The 25,733-nt window shown below is 52.0% G+C and carries 25 protein-coding genes; 12 read left to right on the top strand and 13 right to left on the bottom strand.

The features are described 5' to 3' along the window. Positions 1 to 250: 250 nt before the first annotated feature. From F4Z13_00505 to F4Z13_00460, 10 genes are all read left to right on the top strand, one after another. Positions 251 to 1,726 (top strand): aldehyde dehydrogenase, encoded by a 1,476-nt coding sequence (locus F4Z13_00505; GenBank protein MXZ47725.1) that lies wholly within the window; start codon positions 251 to 253, stop codon positions 1,724 to 1,726. A gap of 3 nt (positions 1,727 to 1,729) precedes the next feature. Continuing rightward, positions 1,730 to 2,521, top strand: a complete 792-nt coding sequence (locus F4Z13_00500) for a 1,4-dihydroxy-2-naphthoyl-CoA synthase (protein ID MXZ47724.1) — start codon at positions 1,730 to 1,732, stop codon at positions 2,519 to 2,521. Positions 2,522 to 2,615: 94 nt separating this feature from the next. After that, entirely contained in the window at positions 2,616 to 3,557 is a 942-nt protein-coding gene (locus F4Z13_00495; GenBank protein ID MXZ47723.1) for a ribose-phosphate pyrophosphokinase, read from the top strand. A gap of 21 nt (positions 3,558 to 3,578) precedes the next feature. Next, positions 3,579 to 4,217 (top strand): 50S ribosomal protein L25, encoded by a 639-nt coding sequence (locus F4Z13_00490; protein ID MXZ47722.1) that lies wholly within the window; start codon positions 3,579 to 3,581, stop codon positions 4,215 to 4,217. A gap of 12 nt (positions 4,218 to 4,229) precedes the next feature. After that, positions 4,230 to 4,802 carry an aminoacyl-tRNA hydrolase gene (locus tag F4Z13_00485; protein MXZ47721.1) on the top strand — a complete coding sequence of 191 codons (573 nt, stop codon included), beginning with the start codon at positions 4,230 to 4,232 and terminating at the stop codon, positions 4,800 to 4,802. A 40-nt stretch (positions 4,803 to 4,842) separates the two neighbouring features. Next, positions 4,843 to 6,909 (top strand): sodium-translocating pyrophosphatase, encoded by a 2,067-nt coding sequence (locus F4Z13_00480; protein MXZ47720.1) that lies wholly within the window; start codon positions 4,843 to 4,845, stop codon positions 6,907 to 6,909. 146 nt (positions 6,910 to 7,055) lie between these two features. Then, positions 7,056 to 7,631 (top strand): 30S ribosomal protein S6, encoded by a 576-nt coding sequence (gene rpsF / locus F4Z13_00475; GenBank protein ID MXZ47719.1) that lies wholly within the window; start codon positions 7,056 to 7,058, stop codon positions 7,629 to 7,631. Next, positions 7,628 to 7,885: a 30S ribosomal protein S18 gene (rpsR, locus tag F4Z13_00470; protein ID MXZ47718.1), complete on the top strand. Its 258-nt coding sequence runs from the start codon at positions 7,628 to 7,630 to the stop codon at positions 7,883 to 7,885. The genes rpsF and rpsR overlap by 4 nt, the downstream gene beginning before the upstream one ends. 38 nt (positions 7,886 to 7,923) lie before the next feature. Next, positions 7,924 to 8,379, top strand: coding sequence for a 50S ribosomal protein L9 (locus tag F4Z13_00465; protein MXZ47717.1), 456 nt, complete (start codon positions 7,924 to 7,926; stop codon positions 8,377 to 8,379). 39 nt (positions 8,380 to 8,418) lie between these two features. Beyond that, on the top strand, positions 8,419 to 9,228 hold the full coding sequence (locus F4Z13_00460; protein ID MXZ47716.1) for a thiazole biosynthesis protein: 810 nt from the start codon (positions 8,419 to 8,421) through the stop codon (positions 9,226 to 9,228). 47 nt (positions 9,229 to 9,275) lie between these two features. On the opposite strand, the gene F4Z13_00455 is transcribed toward F4Z13_00460, so the two are convergent. The 5 genes from F4Z13_00455 to F4Z13_00435 are packed head-to-tail and all read right to left on the bottom strand — an operon-like array spanning position 9,276 to position 14,712. Then, complete coding sequence (locus F4Z13_00455) at positions 9,276 to 10,028, bottom strand: hypothetical protein (protein ID MXZ47715.1); 753 nt, start codon at positions 10,026 to 10,028, stop codon at positions 9,276 to 9,278. Positions 10,029 to 10,050: 22 nt separating this feature from the next. Then, positions 10,051 to 10,521, bottom strand: coding sequence for a RidA family protein (locus tag F4Z13_00450; GenBank protein ID MXZ47714.1), 471 nt, complete (start codon positions 10,519 to 10,521; stop codon positions 10,051 to 10,053). Next, positions 10,521 to 11,906: a Do family serine endopeptidase gene (locus F4Z13_00445; protein ID MXZ47713.1), complete on the bottom strand. Its 1,386-nt coding sequence runs from the start codon at positions 11,904 to 11,906 to the stop codon at positions 10,521 to 10,523. Before F4Z13_00445 ends, F4Z13_00450 begins: the two co-directional genes overlap by 1 nt. 50 nt (positions 11,907 to 11,956) lie before the next feature. Then, positions 11,957 to 13,153 (bottom strand): FAD-dependent monooxygenase, encoded by a 1,197-nt coding sequence (locus F4Z13_00440; protein ID MXZ47712.1) that lies wholly within the window; start codon positions 13,151 to 13,153, stop codon positions 11,957 to 11,959. A 59-nt stretch (positions 13,154 to 13,212) separates the two neighbouring features. Then, complete coding sequence (locus tag F4Z13_00435; GenBank protein MXZ47711.1) at positions 13,213 to 14,712, bottom strand: AMP-binding protein; 1,500 nt, start codon at positions 14,710 to 14,712, stop codon at positions 13,213 to 13,215. Between the two features lie 114 nt (positions 14,713 to 14,826). Between F4Z13_00435 and def the strand changes: the two genes are divergently transcribed. Both def and F4Z13_00425 read left to right on the top strand, forming a co-directional pair. Beyond that, a complete protein-coding gene (gene def, locus F4Z13_00430; GenBank protein ID MXZ47710.1) occupies positions 14,827 to 15,375 on the top strand; it encodes a peptide deformylase in 549 nt (182 codons plus the stop codon). Between the two features lie 41 nt (positions 15,376 to 15,416). After that, a complete protein-coding gene (locus F4Z13_00425; protein ID MXZ47709.1) occupies positions 15,417 to 16,727 on the top strand; it encodes a hypothetical protein in 1,311 nt (436 codons plus the stop codon). 76 nt (positions 16,728 to 16,803) lie between these two features. Here F4Z13_00425 and F4Z13_00420 read toward each other — a convergent pair whose 3' ends face one another. The 8 genes from F4Z13_00420 to F4Z13_00385 form a co-directional block, all read right to left on the bottom strand. Next, positions 16,804 to 18,594, bottom strand: a complete 1,791-nt coding sequence (locus F4Z13_00420) for a S8 family serine peptidase (protein MXZ47708.1) — start codon at positions 18,592 to 18,594, stop codon at positions 16,804 to 16,806. Positions 18,595 to 18,765: 171 nt separating this feature from the next. Then, positions 18,766 to 18,990: a hypothetical protein gene (locus tag F4Z13_00415; GenBank protein ID MXZ47707.1), complete on the bottom strand. Its 225-nt coding sequence runs from the start codon at positions 18,988 to 18,990 to the stop codon at positions 18,766 to 18,768. 44 nt (positions 18,991 to 19,034) lie between these two features. Further along, on the bottom strand, positions 19,035 to 19,892 hold the full coding sequence (locus tag F4Z13_00410) for a shikimate dehydrogenase (GenBank protein MXZ47706.1): 858 nt from the start codon (positions 19,890 to 19,892) through the stop codon (positions 19,035 to 19,037). Beyond that, positions 19,883 to 20,824: a bifunctional riboflavin kinase/FAD synthetase gene (locus tag F4Z13_00405; GenBank protein ID MXZ47705.1), complete on the bottom strand. Its 942-nt coding sequence runs from the start codon at positions 20,822 to 20,824 to the stop codon at positions 19,883 to 19,885. Before F4Z13_00405 ends, F4Z13_00410 begins: the two co-directional genes overlap by 10 nt. A 246-nt stretch (positions 20,825 to 21,070) precedes the next feature. Then, positions 21,071 to 22,528, bottom strand: coding sequence for a TrkH family potassium uptake protein (locus F4Z13_00400; GenBank protein MXZ47704.1), 1,458 nt, complete (start codon positions 22,526 to 22,528; stop codon positions 21,071 to 21,073). Continuing rightward, on the bottom strand, positions 22,525 to 23,856 hold the full coding sequence (trkA, locus tag F4Z13_00395) for a Trk system potassium transporter TrkA (GenBank protein MXZ47703.1): 1,332 nt from the start codon (positions 23,854 to 23,856) through the stop codon (positions 22,525 to 22,527). Before trkA ends, F4Z13_00400 begins: the two co-directional genes overlap by 4 nt. Positions 23,857 to 23,865: 9 nt before the next feature. After that, a complete protein-coding gene (locus F4Z13_00390) occupies positions 23,866 to 24,621 on the bottom strand; it encodes a prolipoprotein diacylglyceryl transferase (GenBank protein ID MXZ47702.1) in 756 nt (251 codons plus the stop codon). 16 nt (positions 24,622 to 24,637) lie between these two features. Further along, positions 24,638 to 25,525: a prohibitin family protein gene (locus tag F4Z13_00385; GenBank protein MXZ47701.1), complete on the bottom strand. Its 888-nt coding sequence runs from the start codon at positions 25,523 to 25,525 to the stop codon at positions 24,638 to 24,640. Positions 25,526 to 25,733 lie beyond the last annotated feature (208 nt).

Here is a 25,733-nt window from a genome sequence, read left to right as displayed (position 1 = left end):
TCTTCCTGACAGCATTTGTTCTGTTCTCGGTCGTTTTCCTTAGAAAACGCGCGTAGAAACTTTCCCGCAATACCGGCAGTCTTGCTGAAACTGGCGGTAACGGCTGTCAGACAAGGGCAGTCCTGAGACTGCCCTTGTTTTTTTCGGCGTTTGAACGCACCTTACTAACAACCCCGGAACAAGGCGGCGAAACATTGAGCTGCTCCCGGGCGGATGCGCATGAGGAACTGTCTGTTATAATTCTCAAGCCATGGCTAGTACGGAAATAAAATGCAATCTCTTCATTGACGGCGAAGAAAGGGAACCGCAAAGCGGCGCCTACTTCGTAAGGGAAAACCCCGCGACGGAAGAGCCCCTGGCCGAGGTCGCCCAGGGAGGGCCGGAAGACGTAGATGCGGCGGTTCGGGCCGCAGAACACGCTTTTCCGGCGTGGTCGAGACTCCCCGCATCGGAGCGAGCCAAATACCTCCTTCGGATTGCGGAGACGCTATCGGATAACAAAGACGCAATAGCCCTTTTAAACACACGCGAAACCGGAAAACCGATCCGCGAGAGCGCAATGGTCGAAATAGGCGGTTCGGTAAGAACGCTTGAGTACTACTCGGGAGCGCACACCCGCCTTAACGGAGAAACCATCCAAGTAAACGAAAACCAGATATCTCTCACCATAAAAGAGCCCGTGGGGGTTGCGGCGCACATAATCCCGTGGAATTTCCCCCTTCTTCTTTCCTTCTGGAAAATAGCCCCGGCACTTGTGGCCGGATGCACCGTGGTCATAAAACCCGCGGAACTCACCTCTTGCGGAATCTTCGAGGTGGCTAAGCTCTGCTCGGAGGCAGGACTCCCGGACGGAGTGCTGAACGTGGTGCCCGGAGAGGGGGCCGTAGCCGGCCAGGCGTTTACCGAACACCCCGGGATAGCCAAGATAGCGTTTACGGGTTCGACCGAGGTCGGAAAAAACGTAATGAAAACGGCGGCGGGATCGATAAAAAGAGTGTCGCTTGAGCTCGGCGGCAAGGCCCCGTGCATGGTCTTTGCGGACGCGGATATCGAGGGAGCCGTCGAGGCGTGTCTTCGCGGGGGCTTCTTTAACCAGGGGGAGAACTGCACCGCGGTTACCCGGCTGCTGCTCCACGAAGAAATATACGATGAGTTTCTCTCCTCTTATCTTGACAGGATATCCAGAATAAAAATCGGAGACCCGGAGGACCCTGAAACCGAGTTCGGGACAGTGATTTCAAAGGAGCATTACGAAAACGTGATGAACTACATCGAAAAAGGCGTCTCGGAGGGAGCCCGGGTGGTCGCGGGCGGAAACCGTCCCGAGGGATTCGACAAGGGTTACTACATAGCGCCAACAGTTATAGAGGACACCCCTCCCGACTCGGTTCTGGTACGCGAGGAAATCTTCGGGCCGGTGGTCTGCGTCATTCCCTTTAAGGCCGAGGAAGAGGCCGTCGCGGCGGCAAATGACATCGAGTACGGACTCGCCGGGGGAATCTGGACCCAGGACATAAACCGCGCGCTTAGGGTCGCAAAGGCCGTAAAGGCCGGCTACCTCTGGGTAAACACCTACGGGGGCATAGTCCCCGAAACTCCCTACGGAGGGTTCAAGCAGAGCGGAATTGGAAAGGAGCTGGGAGCCGAAGGTATAGACAACTACCTTGAAACCAAGTGCGTGAATATATTTACCGGGAAAAGCACCGGAAAGTGGTACAAGGGATAGCGGATGAACTTTGGAGACATAATCTACGAGAAAACGGGCGGAGTCGCCTTCGTGACCATAAACCGCCCCCGGGCGCTTAACGCTTTCCGGGACGTAACGCTTAACGAAATGATCAAGGCCTTTACGGAAGCCTGGGCGGATGAGCAGGTCGGCGTGGTGGTCCTCCGAGGTGCGGGGGGCAAGGCGTTTTCCAGCGGGGGAGATCTCAAGGAGAAAAAAAGCGGCGCCGGGGGCAAAGACGGGCTTCTCGGAGTCGGGGACTACGTTTCCCATCTCCACTACCTGATAAGAAATATACCGAAGCCGGTCATAGCCGCGGTTAGAGGCTACGCCATAGGCGGAGGGAACATACTGCAGTTCATGTGCGACCTGACAATCGCTTCTGAGGACTCCGTTTTCGGGCAAGTAGGGCCGAGGGTGGGAAGCGTGGATCCGGGCTTCGGGACAGCTTACCTCTCAAGACTCATCGGTGAAAAAAAAGCTAGGGAAATGTGGTATCTGTGCAGGCAGTACTCGGCCAAGGAAGCCCTCGAGATGGGACTTATAAACAGGGTCGTTCCCCCGGACGAGCTTGACTCCGAGGTTAACGCCTGGTGCGAGGAACTACTGTCTAAAAGCCCTACCGCCCTTAAGCTTGCCAAGTACTCCTTTAACTCCGAGACCGACGGACTCTTCGGAATCTCAAGCATGGGCAAGGCTTCCCTCGAGCTCTTTAAGACCACAGCCGAGGCCGCCGAAGGAACCGATGCGTTTGTGGAGAAAAGACCGCCTGATTTCTCGCCCTACAGAAAGTAGCCCATCCCGGGAACTCCGCAATGTCCCCGGCGCTTGAATTATAAAAACTTTACTCTATAATACAGGGTTTCATATTTTGAGGCCCACCATGGAAATGCAGGACGCAAAAATATTCAGCGGCACGTCAAATCACCCTCTGTTTGAGGATGTGTGCAACTATCTTGAGGTTTCCCCCGGAGAAATGGAGATAAACCGTTTCAGCGACGGGGAAATCTTCGTTGACATAAGAGAGAGTGTAAGAGGTTCGAACGCTTTCATCATACAGTCGACATGCCCTCCGGTAAACGAGAACATAATGGAGCTTCTCGTAATCATAGATGCGCTCAAGCGGGCCTCCGCAAGGGTAATAACCGCCGTAATACCGTATTACGGGTACGCAAGACAAGACCGAAAGGTTCAGCCCCGAGCCCCGATAAGCGCCAAGCTGGCCGCGGACCTCATAGTCGTCGCGGGCGCGAGTAAAATAGTGACCATGGATCTTCACGCCGGCCAGATACAGGGGTTCTTTGACGTTCCGGTAACTCACCTCTACGCCGCACCCGTGATAACCAACTACCTGCGGGAGAAGTACCGCGACGGCGAAACCGTAGTGGTTTCTCCAGACGCCGGGGGGGTTGAGAGGGCAACCGAGTTCGCGAACAGAACCCACTCAGAAATCGCCATCTGCTACAAGAGAAGGCCTGCTCCCAACGTCGCCCGGATAAGCAACATAATCGGCGACGTGGAAGACAAGCACGCGATAATAGTTGACGATCTGGTGGACACGGCAGGAACCGCCACCGAAGCCGCCAAAGTGCTCCTTGAGAAAGGAGCTAGAAGCGTATCGCTCTGCTGCACTCACGGCGTGCTGTCAGGGCCTGCCCTAGACAGGATAAACAACTCGGATATTGATGAAGTAATAATCACAAACACCATTCCCCAGAAGGAAAACCAGAAACAGAGTGCGAAAATCACCGTGCTCAGTATCGCTGACCTCATCGGCGAGGCCATAAGGAGAACGGCACTCGGGGAATCGATAAGCGCACTTTTTACTTAAACGAAATCCAGGAGAAAAACCATGGTACAGAGCTCACTTCGGGTAAAACCCAGAATAAGAATCGGCAAAAGCGGAGCCAGAGAAGTAAGAAAGGAAGGGAACATACCGGCCATACTTTACGGTCAGGGAGAGGATCCGGTACCACTTGTGGTGCGTCCTGATGAACTTAAGCGGGCGCTTTCAAACAACACCGGAATAAACACCGTTCTGGAACTTGAGATAGACGGTTCCGAGCCCTCCGCAAAAAGATTCTCGATGCTGAAGGAAGTCCAGAGAGACCCCATTAAAAACAGGGTGATCCACCTTGATTTTCTGGCTATCGACATGAAAAAAAGCGTCAGGGTAAAAGTTCCGGTAAGCACCCAGGGAAGGTCCGAAGGGGAAAGAAGAGGGGGCACGCTAGAAAAACTGATGAGAACCATCGATCTTGAATGTCTGCCGGAAAATATTCCCGATTTGATAGAAATAGACATAAGTTCTCTCGACATAGGAGGTTTCGTGGACATAGGGGGACTTGAGTTAGGCGAGGGAGTGAAACCGGTTAGGGACGGCAGCGAAAAAGTCGTCCAGGTGATAGCGCAGCGCTCGACAGAGGAGGATGTGCAGGCCGGAGAAGAGGAAGGGGAAGGGGAAGGGGAAGCCGAAGAAACCCAGGAATAAGTCATCGAATCCATGCGATATCTGATTGCAGGCCTGGGAAATCCCGGTTCCGCCTACGACAATACGAGACATAACATAGGCTTCCGCGCGGCTGAGCGCGCGGCTGAGCGCCTGGGAGTAAAGATCGGGAAGAAAAAATTCAGAAGTCTCTGCGCGGAGGCGGTCTATTCGGATGAGAAGCTGTTCATAATAAAGCCCCAGACCTTCATGAACGCAAGTGGTGAGGCGCTTCGCGAAGCGAAGGAATTCTACAAGATAGCAGTCGAGCAGATAATCGTGGTCTACGATGAGCTCGATCTCCCTCTGGGAAACATAAGGGTGAACAGGGGAGGAGGCTCGGCCGGGCACAACGGAATAAGGTCGATAATATCGTCCCTTGGTTCCGGGGAATTCTGCAGGGTGAGAATCGGCATAGGGAAACCCTCGGGAAAAAAAGAGGCACGTGATCACGTTCTCTCCAGATTCTCCTCGGATGAGAGGGAAACGGCCGCCGAGATGGTCGAGACCGCGGTGGAGGCAACGTTTGAGATAATAAGCGCCGGGGTGGATTCGGCAATGAACAAATTTAACAGTCGACTGAACTGAAAAAAAACAATTCTCTACTAGGAGGAATTTACCAATGGGTATGGGTGAAGTACTAGTGGGCAATATAGGACTTGTGGGAATCGTGGTAGGTCTTATCGTGCTCCTATACGCGTTATTTGTATACAGGGGGATAGACAAGCTTCCTGAAGGAAACGACAAAATGAAGCAGATCGCTTCTGCGATTCACGAGGGAGCGATGGTGTTTTTGAAAAGGGAGTACAGGATAATCGGCCTTTTCGCCGCGATTGTTTTCGTTCTGCTCTCGGTGTTTCTTGGAATTGAAACCGGGGCCGCTTATCTCGGCGGGGCGATCTGTTCGCTTATAGCTGGGTTTTTCGGCATGAAGTCAGCCACGAAAGCTAACGTGAGAACAGCACAAGCGGCAGCTAGCGAGGGACAGGGAAAAGCCCTCGAGGTGGCTTTTCGGGGTGGAAACGTGATGGGGCTTTCGGTCGCAGGTTTGGGTCTTCTGGGACTCTCAGTCGTTTTTCTTCTGGGAATCGACCTTCAGACAAAGCCCGAAGACAGCACCCTTTTCACAGCGTTCTTAAAGGAATTCGGAGGAATGATAGGCGGGTTCGCAATGGGAGCCAGCACCGTAGCTCTTTTCGCAAGGATAGGCGGAGGTATATTCACCAAAGCAGCTGACGTCGGAGCCGACCTCGTCGGAAAGGTTGAGGCCGGAATACCCGAGGACGACCCGAGAAACCCGGCCACGATCGCCGATAATGTCGGAGACAATGTCGGAGACGTAGCGGGAATGGGCGCCGACCTTTTCGAATCCTACGTGGGAGCCGTAATCGCTACCGTAGTGATCGCAGCCAGCATGGCGACAAACCAGCTCGCCATGATGTCGGTCCCGCTGATACTCATCGTAATAGGAAGCCTCTCCTCGCTTGTGGGGTCCAAGGCGGTAGGATGGCTCAGGGAAGGAGAACCAAGCGCCGTGCTTGAAAGATCCACCATATTCGCCGCGGTCGTATACTGCGCGATCTCCCTGTTGGCACTTTACGGGCTGGCGCAGGTGGAGAGCCTGTCCACCATGGGCAAACAGGGATATATAAGCATATGGCTTACTTCCATAGCGGGTCTGCTCGCCGGAATACTGATCGGCAAGGTTACGGAGCATTTCACCTCGGGACCTCCGATCAGGAAAATAGCAAAAGCCTCCGAGACGGGCGTTGCCACCAACATAATCGAGGGAATCGCGGTGGGAATGTACAGCACGGCTTACCCGGTGATCATAATCGCGGCGGCAATAGTGCTGTCTTACTGGTTCACGGGACTTTACGGAATAGGGATAGCCGCGGTCAGCATGCTAGCGACCATAGGAATAACGATGTCGGTTGACGCCTACGGTCCGGTAGCAGATAACGCAGGCGGTATTGCGGAGATGTCGGAACTCGGCGCGGACGTGAGAAAGATCACGGACAAGCTCGACTCTCTCGGCAACACGACTGCAGCCATAGGAAAAGGATTCGCCATCGGTTCCGCGGCCCTTTCCGCCCTTGCGCTTTTCGCTGCCTACACAAACGCCGTCGGGCTCTCTTCTATCGACATTACCCAGCCCAAGGTCGTGGCGGGAATGCTTGTGGGAGGAACCATCCCGTTTCTCATAGGCGCCCTGACCATGGGTTCCGTGGGAAGGTCGGCGCAGCAGATGGTGGAGGAAGTAAGAAGGCAGTTTCGGGAAATAACCGGACTTCTTGAAGGAAAGGCCACACCGGACTACGCTAGGTGCGTGCAGATAAGCACAGACGCTTCCTTAAAAGAGATGATACTGCCGGGCATTACCGCCGTAGTGGTGCCGCTCGTAATAGGCTTTGCCCTCGGAGAGGAAGCCCTCGGAGGTTTTCTCGCCGGAGCGGTCGTGGCGGGAGTGATGCTCGCTCTTATGATGGCGAACTCGGGCGGAGCATGGGATAACGCGAAAAAATTCATAGAGGAAGGTAATCTGGGGGGGAAAGGATCGGAGGCGCACAAAGCCGCCGTCGTCGGGGATACGATAGGAGATCCGTTTAAGGATACCTCAGGGCCGGCTATGAACATCCTGATCAAACTGATGTCCATAGTATCGCTTGTCGTAGCTCCTCTTCTTATAATATAAAACGGACGCTTTACCTGCGGGCTGGGGGGGCATGCCCCCCCAGCCCGTTTATTTACACAGTCCCCGAAAATCAGTATAATAGTTTTTTCTGTTGCTCCTGACTTCAAAGCGTCAGGGGCCTAAGACCAAGACAGGAGGCAGTAAGGATGGCTATAGAGCCGAAGAAGTACGAAACGCTTTATCTCGTAAGACCAGATATATCCCCCGAAGACCTTCTTACGATCCAGAACAGGGTCGAGCAGAGCGTTGCCGGAAACGGCGGGGAGATGATAAAATCCGAAAAATGGGCTGAAAGGGATCTCGCGTACAGAATAGAAAATTACACTAGAGGCACCTACTACATAGCCGTTTACGCGGCTGAATCCAAGGCCGTAACAGACATAGAAAGATACTTTAACCTCTCGAAAAACAATGTTCTGCGGTTCATGACCGTAAAGTACATCGAGGAGGAACAGAAAACTGCGGGCGGTGGGATGAACGTTCCTCCGCAACCATCCGAGCAAGAGGATCAGAGCGCTTTTCAGTCCCCTTCCTCAGAGTCTGAAAGTCAGGCCGAAGGCAACGGTGAGCCTCCACAGGAAGCCGCTGAACAGGTTCAGGGAGACGAAGGACAGCCACAGGAAGCTGCTGAACAGGTTCAGGAAAGCGAAGAACCGCCCCAAGGAGATGTAGAACAGCCCCAGGGGGACGAAGAAAAGACCCAAGGAGGCGACCAGTCATGAGCAGAAGACCAATGGGAGGGGGAGGCGGAAGAAGGTTTTACTCGCGCAGAAAGAAACCCAGAGATCTTGCCAAGGAAGGCAAGCAGATAGATTACAAGGACACGGAGCTTCTCTCGCAGTTCATAACTGAGAGAAAAAAAATACTGCCTAGGAGAAACACAGGGCTCTCCAGGCAGGAGCAGAGAAAGGTGGCGATTGCTATAAAGAGAGCCCGCTTCATGGCGCTTTTGCCGTATACGGTAACCCACAAGTGATTCCCGGATACCGCTTAACCGATGCGCGGAGGTAAACAATGAAAGTAATTCTGATTTCCGATGTGGAAAACGTAGGAGTCGTCGGAGACGTAAAAGAAGTGAAAAACGGGATGGCGAGGAACTATCTTTTTCCCCGCAAGCTCGCTGTAAAGGCAACCGAATCGAACCTTAAGGCTTGGAAAAGCAAGATAGAAGCCATAAGACTGCGCAAAACCGAAATCCTTGAGAATGCCAAAACTCTTGCCGAAAAACTCGAAGGTCTTGAAATCTCCATATCCGCCAAAGCCGGGGAGGGAGATAGGTTGTTCGGGTCAGTTACCTCGCAGAACATTTCCGACGCGCTCGAGGAAAAAGGATTCGAGATCTCAAGAAGGGACATACTGCTTGACGGAACTTTAAAGGAACTTGGAACATACACAGTTGCACTTAAACTCCACATGGACGTAACACAGCAGGTAACAGTGAATGTCGTGAAGGAAGAAGAACAGGAGTAAAAAGCAGAACCTTATTGACATTTTCCGGAGGAAAATCACATGTCAGACAGTTTAAAAACCCCCCAGTTCGCACCGATAGGAGAAAAAGAGGTCACCAGGGCCATCGTTGAAGGATTCTCGAATGAATTCAGCGAATACATTACAAGCGACGTCATAATCGTCGGGGCGGGGCCGAGCGGGCTCGTGGCGGCAAAAGACATAGCGAAAAGAAAGTACAAGGTTCTGCTCGTTGAAAGAATGAATTACCTAGGAGGAGGGTTCTGGATCGGCGGATACCTGATGAACAAGGTCACCGTACGCGCCCCGGGGCAAACAGTTCTTAACGAGATTGAAGTGCCGTATGAAGAGGTCACAGAAGGACTTTTCGTCGCCGACGGTCCTTACGCCTGTTCGAAGCTGATAGCGACTGCGTGTGAGGCCGGGGCGAAAGTGAGGAACATGACGCTGTTTGACGATCTGGTTTACAGGGAAAACGGAAGAGTCGCGGGGATAGTGATCAACTGGACGCCCATCGCAAACATGCCCAAGGAAATAACTTGCCTTGACCCCGTAGCAATAGAATCAAAACTGGTAATAGATGCCACAGGGCACGACGCCTACTGCGTTTCCAGACTCTCTCAGCAGGGCCTTTACAGAAAGCTTCCGGGTCACGGATCGATGTGGGTCGAGAAATCGGAAGAAGCACTCGTTGAATACACTGGAGAAGTACATCCCGGCCTGCTCGCGTGCGGAATGGCGGTTAACACCACCTTCGGGCTTCCGAGGATGGGGCCCACTTTCGGCGGTATGCTGCTTTCCGGGAAAAAGGTAGCCCAAGTGGCTATAAACATACTTGATGAAATGGATTAGAAACCGGGACGGTTTCCTGTTCATTACAGCGTAGCGGGGCGCAGCTTCTACCGCCTTTTTCCTATTTTCCTTATTTCGCTCTCGCACTCGGTGCATAAAAAGCCCGAGTGCTGTATATCGAGAACTTCTTTCTGCCAGTGGGAGTTAAAAAGTGCGCATCTGCCGTTTTGGCAGAATTCTTTCCCGGAGAAATGGTGCAGAAGAGGCTGAAGTATGTAGGGGCCTGTTATCTTAGTTATCCTCTCGTCTTCGTAATCAACGAACTTTCCCCGAAACGCCTCGTCAAGCTCTGAGAGATTCTTTCCCGAACGGGTAAACTCCGCCTTGAGAAAATAATACTCCCTGGGCCTTGCCGGACCTTCCACCAGTCCCGAGGTTGAAATAAAGGATGGAAATCCCGAGATTATAACCCTGGCGTGGTATCTCCGGGATCCGTAGGTACCAAGCAGCCTGCCCGTGATAACCGCGTGAAAACCCGATTTCGCAAGTTCGCCGGGATGTTTTCTAAGAAAAAATCTCGAGAATATTCTCTGAACCCAGAAACCGTCATAAAGCTCCTTTTCAAACGGTTCGGACGGCAGATGAGTTTCGAAGAAGTCAACAGGCGTTTCAATGTCAAAAACCCTAGCCTTTGAGAGAAAGGATTCAAGTTCAGCCACCTCCTCGGCCGCAAGCGAGAGATAGCTCAGGAAGTCCCCGCGAAACTCAACCGAGAGACCCAGATCCGTGAGAAAATCCGTCACGCCCCGCATGACGAGCGATTGCGAAGGACTGTCTGAATAAAGATATATGGGAAACATCAGGGCAAAACCCCCAGTTTTCTCAGAAATCGTAGCCGTGTGAGAACTCGGCTATGATTTCAATTTCCACCGGGGAATCCATCGGAAGTGCGGGAACCCCTACCGCAACCCTCGCGTGGCGTCCGTTCTCAGAGAGTATGTCGGAAAAAAGCTCTGAGGCGCCGTTAACCACCTTGTGCTGTTCCGTAAATCCGGGGGCGCTTGCCACGTAACCCGTCACTTTCACGATCCTGCTTAGCTGGCGAAGATTTTCCAAGGTATGACTGATCACGGAAAGGCCATTTATCGCCGCGAGTCTGGCCGCTTCGTAGCCATCTCCAACCGTAAGATCGGATCCCACCTTGCCCATGAAAAGAAGCTTTCCTTTTTCAACGGGAAGCTGACCTGATACAAAAATCAGATTGCCCGACACTGTAGCGGGAACGTAGCTTCCCAAGGCCGGAACTTCCTCTGCAAGCCCTATTCCAAGTTCTGCGAGTTTTTCCTCTATCATCACTCGCGCCCCATCTTTACGCCAAGATATATTGTCCTTCCCTTGCGTTCGATAAGAAAAAGCAGGGTTCCGCTAGAATCGTGCTTCTCAAGCACTCCATGGTATTCATCGAGTCCGCCAACTGCATCTCCGTTTACCTCCACTATCACATCGCCCGGGAGAAACCCTGCTTCGGAGGCGAGGCTCCCGCGTGCAACTCTTGCGATAATGACTCCGCCCGAGGTCTTGATCTGGAACCGGTTTCTGAGTTGCTCGGTTATCTCGCTCACTTCAATGCCGAGTGCCTCCTCCGTTTTCAGCTTATCGGGAGATTCCTCGATTTTCTCGTTCTCGGGATGTTCGATAAGCTTTATGGTAAAGATCTTCTCCTTCCCGTCTCGAAGCACCACGAATTTCGTATCAACCCCGGGCTTGGTAAGCGCCAGTTTCCTTGCAAGCGTAGCGGCGTCCGGAATTTTCTCGCTCCCCACGGAAACAATAACGTCTCCCCTTCTGATGCCCGCCTTGTCCGCCGGACTTCTTTCCTTGACCTCGGATACGAGCCCTCCCTTGTCGCGGTTGATCCCGAGGGCCTCGGAAATTTCTGGGGTTATGTCCTGAATCATTATCCCAAGCCAACCCCTGATGACCTTTCCATGAACCTTGAGATGCTCAACGACAGTCTTCGTCATGTTTATCGGTATGGCGAAACCGAGGCCTTGGCCGCGGGCCATGACCGCGGTGTTCACGCCTACCACCTTGCCCTCATAGTCAAAAAGCGGCCCACCGCTGTTTCCAGGGTTAATAGCCGCGTCGGTCTGAATGAAGTTGTCGTACCGCCCGATTCCAAGAGCCCTTCCCTTCGCACTGACTATCCCGGCGGTGACCGTGTGACCTAGGCCGAAAGGGTTTCCGATGGCGAACACCGAGTCTCCTATGGCAAGGGCAGAGGAATCGCCCATCTCCACAGCGGGAAGAGGCTCTTCCGGATCGATTTTCAGCAGGGCAAGATCCGTCACGGGATCGGTGCCGACTATCTTGGCAGTGTATTTTTTGCCGCCTTCGAGTATCACCTCGATCTCCTCGGCTCTTCTCACTACATGGTTGTTAGTAATTATGTAGCCGTCGGAACTCATTATGAAGCCGGAACCCAGTCCCTTGTTCCTGAACTCCCTCCCCGGCATCTGGTCGGAGAAAAACTTTTCGAAAAATTTCTTGAAGTACTCATCCTGATACGGCGAAGTTTTTATTACGTTTGTCGTGCTTATATTAACGACCGAAGGGGTAAGACGCTTTACCGTAGCCGAGATGGACTCGGAGAAATCATGGGAAAGGGCTTCTGATAGAGGAAACGAGAGAATCGCCGTCAAGACGAAGAAAAAAAGCAGATGTTTGAATGATTTCATTAAAGTTACGCTCCGGAATCAAAAAAATTTTTAAACCGGGAACACTGATCTCAAAGGGGATCTTTCAGCATGCTGTCCCAGTACCTGAAAAGCTGTCTACTCGAATATACCCTCACAATATAATCACGAATAGACGAGAGAACACCGCTTTCGGTGTATATGAATTTCCCCATGATCCTTGACTGGTTCTGAACTTTGTTCACCCTTCCCTTTCTTCTTGACTCATACTGCCAGAAGGCGTGAACAAGGTTCACTGAATCGGTTCTGCAAAGTTCCTCGGCCAAAACGGCCGCCGATTCCATCGCCATTGATACGCCGGCGCCGGCATTCGGCAGTATCGCGTGAACCGAATCTCCGACAAGCACCACTCTTCCTCGCGACCAGCTATTCATTCTGAGGTCGTTGTACTCGTCATAGTAAATATTGCGGGGATCATCAAGACTGCGCAGGATTTCCGGCACTACGCCTCCGAACTCGGCGAAACTCCGACGGATGCTATCTATTCTCGTATCAACGCTGTCCCGGATGCCGGATTCTCTTCTCACACTAGTGAAAATGGCAAGACGTCCGCGTGTCGGCCACATCCCGAGAAACTTCCCCTTCCCCCAGTACTCTATGATCCCTTCGCTTTTGCAGAAGTCCGGGTTGACCCAGAAGCCCCACCCGGACATGCCACTGTAGCGAAGCGGTATGTCGCCGAAGATCTCTTTTCGAACTCTTGACCTTATCCCGTCACATCCTATAACGAGATCATAGGTCCCCGTGCTCCCGTCGCTGAATACCGTCTTAACTCCGTCCCCAGTGTCCTCGAGGGAAACAACGGTGGTGTCCATCCTGATCGAATCATCGCTTACCGCCCCTAGGAGTATGTCTATCAGATCAGGACGGTAAATACTTATTATAGGGCCGTACTTCTCAACCACGGAATCAATCGTGTAGCTGTTTATAACCTTGCCCCTGTAGTTGGAAATGTTGTAATCGGTAAAAGCGCAGCCCCGCTCCCTGAGCAGTTCGTAAAGACCGAGCCCCTTGAGTATCCTGCTTCCTGAGGGCCAGACCACTATCACGTATCCCACATCCCCGAACCTTGGAGCCCTCTCCACAAGGGTAGGATGAAAGCCCCGCTGCTCGAGAAGCCCGCAGAGCGTAAGTCCTGCAACACCGGCACCGACGATAAGGACTTTCATGTCGGGACCGTAACGTATACTGCCGTTTGAGGGCATGGGTAAGTTCTCAGCCCGGTTCATGTTTCTCTCCGCTTTATCCTTAAAACCAAAAAAAAGACTGACCTCGGATTACAAAAAAATTATAAACTATTTTGAAAAGACTGCTTAATGCGATTTTTGGCTACCTTTCCCATTGAGTTTCTCGGGAGCGAGGAAAGTAGCAGAAGCCGGGTCGGAAGCTTGTACCGAGCAAGTTTGTCGGAAGCCCAGTCGCGAAGCTCTTCAAGGTCAATCGAGGCACCCTCACTTAACATGAGAGCCACCCCTATCCTCTCTCCCCAGCTCGGGTCGGCGACCCCTACCACCGCACACTCCATGATAAGCGGATGCTCCATCAGCACTTCCTCAATCTCGAGGGCGGATATCTTGTATCCACCTGACTTTATTATGTCCACGGATTCCCGCCCGAGTATCCTGTAGGAACCTCCGCGCTCTAAAAATGCGATGTCTCCGGTTTTGAACCATCCGTCACAAAACGCACTTTCCGTCTCCCGCGGTTTTCCCCAGTATTCGAGAAACACGCCTTCTCCCTTTACCCTGATTTCCCCCTGCCCTCCAACACCCACCAGCCTGTCGTTCTCGTCGAAAATCCCCACCTCGACCCCAGGCATTGCGAAGCCCACGCATCCCGGCAACCTTTCGCCTCTGTAAGGATTCGAAAGAGCCATTCCTATCTCGGTCATTCCATATCTCTCAAGAAGCATCTGCCCGCTTATCTCTTTCCATTTTTCAAGAACGGACACGGGAAGAGCCGCGGAGCCGGAAACCATGAGACGAAAGCCCAAAAGACAATCTCTCATGCGTCTTCTCTCCGCAACGGAAAAATCATCCCAGAGATCTATCAGTTTGGAATAAATAGTGGGAACGGCCATAAAAAGGGTCAGGTCTTTCTTTTCGAGCCTCTTCCATACTCGCTGCGCATTGAACCCGTCCATCATCACGCATCTGGCACCGGACCACAGGCAGCAGAGAACGACATTCAGTATTCCATGGAGATGGTGGAGAGGCAGGACGTTGAGTATCGAATCTTCAGGGGTCCACTCCCACGCCTCCGTCATGCTGTTTATCTGGGCTTTTATGCCGAGATGTGTTGAGACTACTCCCTTGGGTTTAGAGGTAGTGCCGCTTGTGTATATGATCATTGCCCTTCTCTCTTCGGAAATCCCGGGAAGTTCTCCTCGGGCAGGCTGCAAAACTTCCGGAAGCTTCTGGAACCGCACGTCGGTATCGGATAAAACCCCTTCGAGTTTTTGAGCGAGGTCCGGGTGAAAAACCACCGTCTCTGCGCAGGAGTCCTCTATGACGTACTTTATCTCTCTCGGAGAATGAGCGGTGCCCAAGGGAACCGACACTCCTCCCGCCATCCATACGCCTAGCTTAAGCGCCACGTATTCGAACTCTGGGGGAACTAAAAACGCAACCCTTTTTTCCTCAAGATCTTTCTCGTCGCCAAGAAGGTTAAGCGCCGCAAAGCGCGAGACACGAAGCAAGTCGGCGTAAGTGAAATTTCCCGTCCGGTCCTCAACCGCGGTCCTTTGCCCGAATTCTCCTGCCCTTTTTATAAGTTCGATTCCCGACACGAAGTTATCTTTAACCTCCCGGCTTTTTGTTTTATAATAATAGAATCTTAAGCACCGGCCCGCAATCTATATGAGGAGGCCGGAAACAGCAGTCCATTTTCAACCAGTAAAACCATGGCAAACCAACGTGAAATAACCGAACTGGGAAACCCCGTACTCAGGCAAAGGGCCCCGAGAGTGGAAAACATAAGTGGCACGGAGACCCAGGAGTTGATTGATGATATGATCCTTACAGCCGCCGAGGCAAACGGCGTCGGAATCGCCGCTCCTCAGGTATCTGAATCTCTCCGCATCTTCATAATCGCCGGATCCCTGAGCTCACGGTATCCCGATGCCCCCGAGACAGAAGTCAGGGTGGTAATCAACCCCGAGATAGTCTCGGTATCAGACGAGGTGGAAAAAGGCTGGGAAGGCTGCTTGAGCATCCCCGGAATACGGGCACTTGTACCAAGATACAAGTCGGTCCGCGCTGTCTACAGGGACAGAGACAACAATCTAGTTGAAGAAGATTTCTCGGATTTCGCGGCCAGAGTGTTCCAGCATGAATACGACCACATAAACGGAGTGGTGTTTCTTGACAGGGTTGAGAGCCCGCTGGAGATAATTACCGAAAGAGAATACATGAAACTTGTGACCCAATCCGATTCCGAGGAGCAGGAATGACACTGCCCGCAGGGGGTAACAGTTAACTTAAGGAGAAACTCATGAGCGAATACCCAGAAGGTCTTGATCACGCCATAGACCACGGTTTCTATGATGCCGTTTTCCAGAGAAGGTCCCGCCGCTTCGGCCTTGGAATGGAGATCGAAAAGGGACCCCTACAGTACAAATCGAAGCACGACCCGGTTCCCTTGTCGGAACTTGAGGAAGCCATACTGGTGTGGACGGGCCTCGGCATAAAGAACATAAACCTCTCTGACTTTCCCCCTCACGTGGGTCTTGACCTTGAGATGCAGTTTACGAGCAAGACGATCCCCGCTCTAGGGGACGTGCACAGAACGGAGCTTTTCTACACGAATGACGAGGGGCTCTACATGATAAAGATGCATGATCGGCGTGCCGAGGATTTTGAGGGTCTAGAGAAAATGACCCGTCACCAGAGAGTGGACCGGATACTCGAGCTGTTCCGCGAATCCAAGATCAAGCTTTCTGACGGAAGAGCAGACCTGCCGTCAAAACCCCCGGGAATCGCCGCCCACAATCTCTGGAACGTGAACAAGCCCGGAACGACGGTGTTCATGCCGGTAACGGATCTTTCTGCGTGCATAATCAACCTTTACTTCTTCTACATGAGGCCTGACCACAGGTTTAACTTCGTCGACGAGCTTCACAGCCTGAGACCACCCGGAACCGCGCACTGGCTTGAGGAAGGCTTTCTTGACAAGTCAAAAAGAATGCCGCTTGTCGAAGCGGAACTTCGCTTTGCAAACGGCTACATCGCGGAACAGGCCTTTATGGGACAGAACATGGTCCTGACGCTCCAGACCTTGGGTCTCGGAGGATGGCTTTTCAGCGGATTCGCGAGCATGTTCATGCTCGGAGGAACACCTTTTCACAGGGGGCTGGGTTTCCGGTTTGCAACTCCGAAGATACAGGGCGACACGGGAAATCCCAACCCGGTCGCCGTGGGCCGGGACGACCTGTTTCAGGCGTTCTGCCCGCCGTACTACAAGGACATGGGAGAAGCAGTGGAAGCGTTTAACGACATGAAATGGACGAACTGGGAATCGCACAAGCTTCCCTACAAGGATCCGACCGGCGTGCTCGCGGAGGTTGAAAGACCCAGCAGAGACGAAATACAGGTTGTAAAGGATATCTGCAATTACGTCTACGATACATACGGAAGGTTCCCGGCTTTCTCCGACCCCATGTTCCTTCGGTTCATGGTGCAGGCCCATCATCTTGACCTGGATTTCTACGACAAGTACTACCCGCCCGGAGCCTATACGGAGGCGCATAAAAATCATTTCGCGCGCTGGCATCCCGATATTCCCGATCCGTTCGCCGGCGGATAAGAAATATTGCCCGCAGACCTTTACGGCCGTGGCTGAGTTCCCTGGTTTCCAAGCTTGAGAACTATTGAGGAACTTCTCAGATTCCGCTTCTGTCAATCATTTGTCGAGGTCTTCCGTTTCGGTTCTGGTATCGCCGGATAATCTCATATGGAGACACGCACTGTCCCTGCCGCAGGCCGCGGTTCTGACTGCCTGTGTGCGTCTGAACGGAGGCGGGAAGCAGAGGGGGACGGTAGTGTCCCGGAGAAATCGCCCGCGTCGCCCCGGCAGTCCCGGGCACGGAGTACGGAAGACGTACGGCATCCTGCTTGATAACGGCGCTTCTCAGGTCCAGTCGCCCCCAGCCATAGACAGGGTCCGGTTCCTCGTGATTGTCTTCCCGAATTCCGACCGGGTCCGCGGAGACGAGCAATATGGCCTGTATAACATCCATAGGCATATCGGGAAACCGGCTCTTGAGCACCGCAAGGGCCCCGCTCACCATGGGAGCCGCAAAAGACGTACCGCTAAGCCCATGCGAATCACCGGGATTAATTGTCAGGCCTTCTCCGGGCGCCACCAGACACCAGTTTCTGGCCGCGCCGCATCCGTTGGAAAACGAGGAGATCGTGCCGTTTCTATCCGACGCGGCAGCCACGATCCATTTTCCAAGCAATCCGGGCTCAAACAACGGGGCTTCCCTCCATTCTCCGCTGGAGTTGTACTCTGCGCAGTTATCTTCTCCGCAGTCTTCTCCCCACATGCCTTTGAAAGAAATGGTGTCATCAGGATTGTTCTCGTCGTAGATCCACATGAAATTCTCCATGAACTCCTGCTGAGAGACATGCATCTCTCCCAGCAGACATCCGTCCTCGTCAATGAAGTTCTTCCCGCACATGCTGACAACAGCGTCTCTGCGATAAGAGTTCCATCCTTCGTTCCCGGCTGCCCACACAAGGACAATGTCCTGATTTTCAATTACCCCGGCGACCTCCGCAAATTCCTGGATCAGATCCAGGCTGAGAAGCGGTCTGAAGAAGGGAAGAGGCTGGGTGAGCCATACTCCCTCTCTGCCTGTGTATTTCCCATAATAAAAAGTAGATATGCCTATACTGAGATTCAGCATATGCGCTTTGTTCCGAACTGCGTATCGTACTGCCTCTACCGGAGTTGCGCCACCTGACATTGCTATCGGCATAACTGAAGCCCGCGGCGCAACTCCGTGAATGTTCCTAGTAGGTATTCGCGCGCCATCGTCAACGGTTATCTCAAAATTCCCGTCGGTATTGCCCCTTGCCCCCGCCGCAATCATAGCCACATAGGTGCCGTGCACTCCCTCTCTATAGGCTTCACTCACCATATTATTCCGGTTGCGAATATGCCACGGCGCCTTGATCTTGCCGTCTAAGGCCAAGTCCGGATGAGCTAGGTCCATACCGTCATCCGCCACCGCAATGGTCACTCCCTGACCAAAATACCCCCGGCCGTAGGCCTCATCGGCGTCGATGGCGGTCAATCCCCAATGGGCCATGAATTCATCATCCTTATAGTCTTCGCCATCCGGCATGTCCGGAGACCCGAGATGCGTCTCACGGAATTCAAGTTCAACGGGATTTGGCCTTGCGGGCGAGGCAGGACCAACAGGGGGAGGGTCTTCTGTAAAGGGAGGCATACCCTCTTCCGTACCCCCACCGCAACCGCCCGCCGAAAGCAGCACGGCGCATGCAAGCAGAGACAGTCCCGCGGCGCGAAAAGTGAAATTCAGACGGGAGAAAAAGCCAGACGCCCTGAATGTTCCTGCTCTCAGACGATGCCAGCACCGACCGCAAAGTCCGTATTCTCCAGGCTCCCCTTCTTTCGTCAACCACTTGAAGTTCTTTGCGATCACCTAGATTCCTCCGGCCTTAAGTTTCTCCAGGAAAAAAAGTCCTTATGAAAACCGATAGTTCAATCTTGTTCGTCCAATCTTCATGTATTGCTGACAGGGAAAAAAACGCAACCAGCAAGGCACTTGAAGCACGTTGGCATAGGGAATTCCTTATCCCCGAAAAAACCGCCGCTAGTCCCGCTTTCCGCGGAAAATCCACCTAAACGGCTGCTTCGCGAGGAACAAAATAACCTGTAGGTTGAATAATACCCCCGCAAAACTAAGAAGGTCGGAGGGCTTCATGTATATCTGCGAATCCCAGACTCCCATCTGCCCGCTTATTACGATAAAATCACCCTCCACGGATGATTCCGTCACCGTTATCTCAAAATCCCCCGCTGGACTGGTTACTTTCATCAAAGTTCTCCCGTGACCGATTAAAAACTTCCTAGTTTATTATATCACCCGGAAACAGAGAGTGCCTCCCTCATCACCTCAACCGGGGCATTTTCGCCCGTCCAGATCTCAAAAGCGTCAACTCCCTGGTAAAGGAGCATGCCGAGCCCGGATTCCGCCTTGAGCCCAAGAGCCCTGGAGTCCCTTACTAGCGGAGTGACGGCAGGCTTGTAGACAAGGTCGTAGACCACACAGTTCTCATCGAGCAGGTCAAGCGGAAGACGAAGAGGTTCGATATCACCCATTCCCGCAGAAGAGCAGTTAATCACGATGTCTGTCTGCTCCATCATCTGCGCCACCCGCGCTGCGTCCTCAAGCGGGGCCGCGGAAAATCCGATGTCTCCAAAACGCGGAGAGAATTCCTCGGAAAGCTCTTGTGCCTTAAAATAGGTCCTGTTTGCAATTGCAATACTTCGGGCGCCGCCTGTACACATCGCCACTATTACCGCTCTTGAGGCTCCGCCGGCTCCCACGATAAGAATATTCTTGTCTTGCGGGACGAACTCGAGTTCAAAATGAAGAGCTCTCAGCACTCCAGAAACGTCCGTGTTGTAACCCTTGAGCCTACCGTCTTCGTTAACTATGGTGTTTACCGCTCCGACCATGGAGGCCTCAGGAGCAATCTCGTCCAGACCCGCCATAACGGACTGCTTATGCGGGATGGTGACGTTAACTCCACAAAGACCGAGGTTTCTTATCGAATTCACGGCCTTGTCTATGTTCCGGGGGTCCACGTCAAAAGCCAGATAAACGCAGTCAAGCCCTAGATGCTCGAACGCCGCGTTATGCATGGCGGGAGACAGACTCTGGGACACCGGATGACCGAAGATGCCGTATATCCGCGTTGTGGCTTTTATTTCCAAATCCGCTCGTCCTTAGGGTAATCGCAAAGAATTTCCCGTACCGAAGCGACATCGTGTTCGATCTGCGCTACAAGCTCATCCACGCTCGCAAAACGCTTCTCATCCCTCAGTCTTTCGACGAAATTCACCCTGACTTTCTTTGCGTAAAGATCGTCATTGAAATCAAAAATGTGGGTCTCGACCGTAAGCTTACTCTCCTCAAACGTCGGGCGTATCCCTATGTTGGTGATACTTTCGTGGAAGCCGTCGGGAAGCCTGATGTAGGTGGCATAAACCCCCGGCTTGGGAAGAATCTCCCATTCGGTATCAAGGTTAACCGTAGGAAAACCCAGTTTCCTGCCTCTTCTCTCACCTTCCACTACGACGCCCTCTATGTAGTAATCGTAACCGAAAAACCGGTTCGCCTCGCTGATTTCCCCGTCTTTTACAAGGTTTCTTATAGCACTGCTGCTTACCACTTGATCATCTACCCGAGCCGCTTCTGCAACTACCGTATTAAAGCCATAGGTTTCTCCCATGGAGCGGAGGAGATCGACATTCCCCTTTCTTTTGTGTCCGAAAGAAAATCCCGGACCCACTACTATGTCCTTTATCCTGAGACGCTCAAGGAGGATGTCTTTTATGAAATTCTCCGCGCTTACCTTTGAGAGCTCACTGGTGAAGTTAAGACAGATAACCGCATCAATCCCAGTAGCCTCAAGCATCTCGAACCTCCACCCTAACGGGAAGATGAGAGAAAGCTCCTTTCTGCCGAGAACTTTCTGCGGATGGGGATTGAATGTAATTACGCAGGAACGTGTTGAATTTTCCCGCGAGCGGAGTTTTGCAGCCTCTATTATCTCTTTGTGTCCGAGATGAATGCCGTCAAAATTTCCAATGCCCGCCGAGGTCTCGAAATCCAGAGGCTGCTTGGGATCAACAATAATCTTCATGTTTTCCGAAAACCGATACCGTAAAAAACAAATACCCGCCGGAGGCGGGGAAGGAAAGAATGCTATATTAGCATCTAATGCTTACTAGATTACATTCAGTTTTGCCAATTTTCAAAAGGAACTTATCTATTCTTTCTTGACCTAATTTAGAGCTGAATGAAAAAATTTCTTCCTAATTAATAAAAGCATTGTCTTTGTATGGTTACTAGCCGAGAAACTATTCCGTTAAGCTGGATGCAACTTTCTCTACCTCTTCCAGAAAGACGGCATAAGAAGTACCAGAACCGTGTAGAGCTCAAGCCTTCCTATGATCATTGCCAGCGATAGAATGATTTTCGTAGGCGACCCAAGGTGGGCATAATGATTTGCCGGACCGACCTCGTCAAAAGCAGGTCCGACGTTGGTTATGGAAGCAGCCGCAGCCGAGACGGCAGATTCCAAAGATATGTCCTCAAGCATAAGAATCACAAGAGCAATGAAGCCGCAGAGAAGAATGTAAAGGATAAAGAAGCTTGTTATGCTTGCGACCGCCTTCTCGTTTATTGTCTTTCCCTCTATGGTTATTGGAGAAACCACGTTCGGATAAACAAGTCTTCGTATCTCTCTATGTGCTTTTTTGAAAAGCACCATGATTCTCAGCCCCTTTACCGACCCGGAAGTCGACCCCGCGCACGCGCCGAAGAACATCAGCATGAAAATCACCCATTTCACGAAAGCCGGCCATGCGTCAAAATCCGTGGTGGTAAATCCGGTTGTGGTGATAATTGAAACCACCTGAAAAGAAGCGTAGCGCAGGGACTCGGAGAAGGTTCCGTAAACACCGGTCTGGATGAGCTCTAGAGCAATAAACATCGTCGCGACAATGACAAAGAAGAGATAGAACCGAAACTCGGAGTTCCTCAGAAGCTTCCCCGGTCTCCCGGTAAAAAAGTAGAAATGAAGTACGAAGCTAGTTCCGCCTAGGAACATGAAAAGCGTAATCAGCCCTTGTATGTAGCCGCTGTCATAAGCCCCTATGCTTGCATCCTTGCAGGAAAAACCCCCGGTCGAGAGGGTGCTGAAAGAATGCGTCAGAGCTTCGAAAAAACTCATTCCGCCGAAAATGAGAAGCATCGTCAACAATGCAGTAAGGGCAATGTATACAATCCAAAGCTTCTTGGCCGTCTCGGCTATTTTGGGAGAGAACTTCTCAGTCGTCGGTCCCGTGGTCTCAATCCCCATTAGCTGCGCCCCGCCGACAAAAAGTCTGGGGAAAATCGCGATTCCCAGAACTATTATTCCCATGCCGCCAAGCCACTGAGTAAAGTTCCTCCAGAAAAGAATTCCCTTGGGAAGCCACTCAATGGACACAAGCGCGGTGGCTCCTGTGGTGGTAAAACCCGCGGTCGATTCGAAAAGCGCGTCGACCGGGCTGGCAAACACCCCGTAAAGATAATAAGGAATGGCGCCGAAAATACTTGCAAAAACCCAGCAAAGCGCCGCAATCAGAAAACCTTCTCTTCTTCGTATCTCAGTCGGAGTCTCGGGAGTGCGGCAAACAACCATAAGCGCAAGACCCGCAAGTGATGTTATAAGCGCTGAGATCAGGAAGGCAGAGAGATCGTCCTCCGGGTAAAAAAGCGTGCAGACAGCCGGCACGAGCATCAGCAGCCCGAGATACATCACGAACTTTCCCGTGATCTGAAAACAGAACCTAACGTTCACGAAACCAGTATCTCTTCAACCTTTTGCACGGCACTCGGCAGGGAAAACACCACCAGACGATCCCCGATCTGCGCGGCGAAATCCCCGCCGGGGAATATCGGTTTCCCGTCCCTTATGCAGACGCCTATGACCGAACCGTGCGGTATTTTGCACTCAGAAAGAGGTACCCCGAGGATTTTAGTATGTTCGGTTACGTCAAACTCGAGAATCTCTCCCGCTCCCTCGTAAAGAAGCGATATGTTAGCCTCTCCGCCAAGATGAAGCGAGTTCAGGATACCATTCGCCACGGCCATGTTTACGCTTATGGCCGTGTCGATACCGATCGCTTCGAGCACTCCCACGTAATCGGGATTCGAATAAAGTACGGTGCATCGATCAATGCCGAGATTTTTCGCGAGAAGCGCGCTGAGAACATTGTTTTCATCGTAGCCGGTAAGCGCAAGCAGGTAATCGCTTTTTTCAACTCCGGCTTCTTTAAGTATCTCGAGATCGGTTCCGTCACCTTCAAATACCATCACTCCGACAAGCTCCTCGGCCGCAGCCCTGGCCCTTTGATGATCGCTTTCAATTAGTCTTACGGAAAGCCCGTTAGCGTGAAGTGCGGAAGCCACTTCGCACCCCACCCTGCCCGCGCCAACTATGATGACGGAATGGACCTTCTGGATTTTCAGGTTAAAAAGCTTTTTAAGTTTCTCAAGTGCCGAAGGAACCCCAAGAGCGAATACAAAATCTCCCGGACGAAGTTCCGTATCCCCCCGCGGAATAGTTATTCTGTGGTCCCTCTGCAGCCCGACGAAAGTCCAGTTCCTTGGACTGCTGACGAAATTTCTCAGCTTCTCGTTTATTATGGGTACCCCTTCATCCACCCGGAGTTTGAGAAGCTCTATCTGTCCGCTTGCGAAAAACTCCACTCTCCCCGCGAAAGGAGCGCTTATAAGCGCGCTTATCTTTTCCGAGATTATGCTGCTTGAGCTTATTAGCGAGATATTCGAATCTTCTATGACTCCCTCGTATTCGGCATACTTCGCGTCTTTTACCTCGACAACGATCTTCTTGACTCCCGAGGCGTGAGCGATAAACGAGGCGAGTATATTCGTTCTGTCATCTCCGGTAACCGCAAGAACTATGTCGGCCTTTTCTATCTCCGCCTGTCTCAGGACGGCGGGGTCGTCCCCGTTTCCCTCAATTGCCAAGACATCCTGGGTTTCCTTGGCCTTGGCTATGAGCTCGGCGTCCTTCTCAATAACCACCACTTCCTGACTCTTGGAAAGCTCCTTTGAGAGAAAATTTCCAATTTGCCCCATACCTATTATCAGAATTCTCCGCATAACAGTAAACTAGTTCTGTGTCTGCTTCCCGAGAACGCTGCCGGAAAGCTGAAACAGCCTTGTCCCGAAGACAACCACTAACAGCAAGGCCGCAAGCTGCGCCTGGGAAAGATCCCCTATAAAGCTCGGTGTAGTCTCCCTTATAAACTCGATCAGAAATCTTTGGGTGCCGAGAATCACGAACCCCACTGCCGAGACAAAACCCGTGGGATGGTTTTGGGTTCTGATTCTCCAGAGAAAGACAAAAAGCAGAGCCATGAACAAGGTATCGTAGATCTGCGTAGGATGGACACTGACGACCCTCTCGGAAAAAGAAACCGCCCAAGGCAGAGAGCACACGGTTCCGTAATCGCAGCCGTTTAGAAAACATCCTATCCTTCCGACTCCGTGACCAAGGATGAGTGCGGGACATACTATATCGAGAAGCCGCTGGAAGTCTGTCTTTTTAAGCCTTGAGACAATCCACACGGCGCAGAATATCCCGACCAGGCCCCCTACCGACGCATATCCTGATACGAAGTAGCGCACAGGGTCAGCGAGAAATTCGGTCAAAGTAGCATTCTGGTAAAGAAAAAGGATCTTGGCTCCCGCAAGTCCTGCGATAAAGCACGCAAGCAGAAGGGCGGAAGGAAGTTCCGGGTCCATTCTCCTGCGGCTTATCTCCGCGGATACCACCCAGTAGGCAGCCAGGTATCCGAGCGCGAGAAACACCGAATACGAATAGATAACCAGACCTCCGCCGAGATCTAAGAGTACCGGATACATATGGTGTCTCCCCGGATTACTCTTCCTTCAGAAGAGAATCCAAGTTTAGCAGGGGAACCGCGTCGCCACCCGAGAATCTGGGAAGGGTGCCGTCCCACTTCTCCGCTATTCGAAGCTGAATAATCTGCGGGTTGTTCCGAAGCGCCTTGGCTTCCCTCTCGATCGCATCGGCTCTTGCCTTGGAAGCCACTTCTATCTCGAAAGCGTGGGCGCTTGCGGCGAGCTTTTTCTCCTCCGCGGCGGCTTCAGCCTGAGTTACTCTTCTTATTTTCTCGTTTTTGGCCTGAAGCGCTTCCTGCTCTGCCTTTACCTTGAGTTCAATCGCCTTGTTGAACTCATCCGAGAAATCAAAGTCCGTTATGGCGATGTTGGCTATTCTAAGAGCATTGGGAGAAATCCCCTTCTCGTCCAGAGTAATTGATATGAAATTGTTTATGGCCTCCTGTATCTCGACCTTTACCTCGGCCCTCTTGGTAACCAACTGCTCGGCGGTGTACTTGGCAGTAATGGCCTTTACAGACTCCTGAATCGCAGGCTCTATAAGGGTGAGTGACACAGTGTTTCTCTTCCCTATCTTCTGAAATATAACGGGAGCAAGTTCTCCCGTAATGGAATACTGGAGAGTGACTTGAGTCTGTACCGTCTGAAGATCCTTGGAAGCGGAAACAGCCTTGGCACTCGCCGCGGTGAGACGGATATCGATCTGTTCAACCTTATCCATGAAAGGTTTTTTCATATGGAATCCCTCGGGAAGCGCCTTGGGTTGCACGGCGCCAAGGGTCCGCACGACACCAACATGTCCGCTTTCCACTATCACGAAAACCCCCGTCACCAGAAAAAACAGCAGGATAAAAATTATCGGGTAAAAAATATTAAGTTTGGGCAACTGCCGCCTAACTCTCATCTGGTACCTCCATTAGATACTTATATGTTCATACATTATAATACTTGTGTGAAAAAACCGAAACTCACAAGAAAAAGACTTCTTCAAGGTGCAAAAACATTTTCTCCAATTTACTCAAGAAAAACTTTCCCTGAAATTTATGGAATAACCGATCGCCCCTTGAACATTGAAGTGCACCACCCCTAAAATCAGGGTTTGAGTCCTTATG

The sequence above is a fragment of the Candidatus Dadabacteria bacterium genome, assembly GCA_009837205.1.
GTDB lineage: Bacteria > Desulfobacterota_D > UBA1144 > Nemesobacterales > Nemesobacteraceae > Nemesobacter.
The sequence above is the reverse complement of the archived record's forward strand: the minus strand, read 5'-3'. Positions and strand labels throughout refer to the sequence as shown.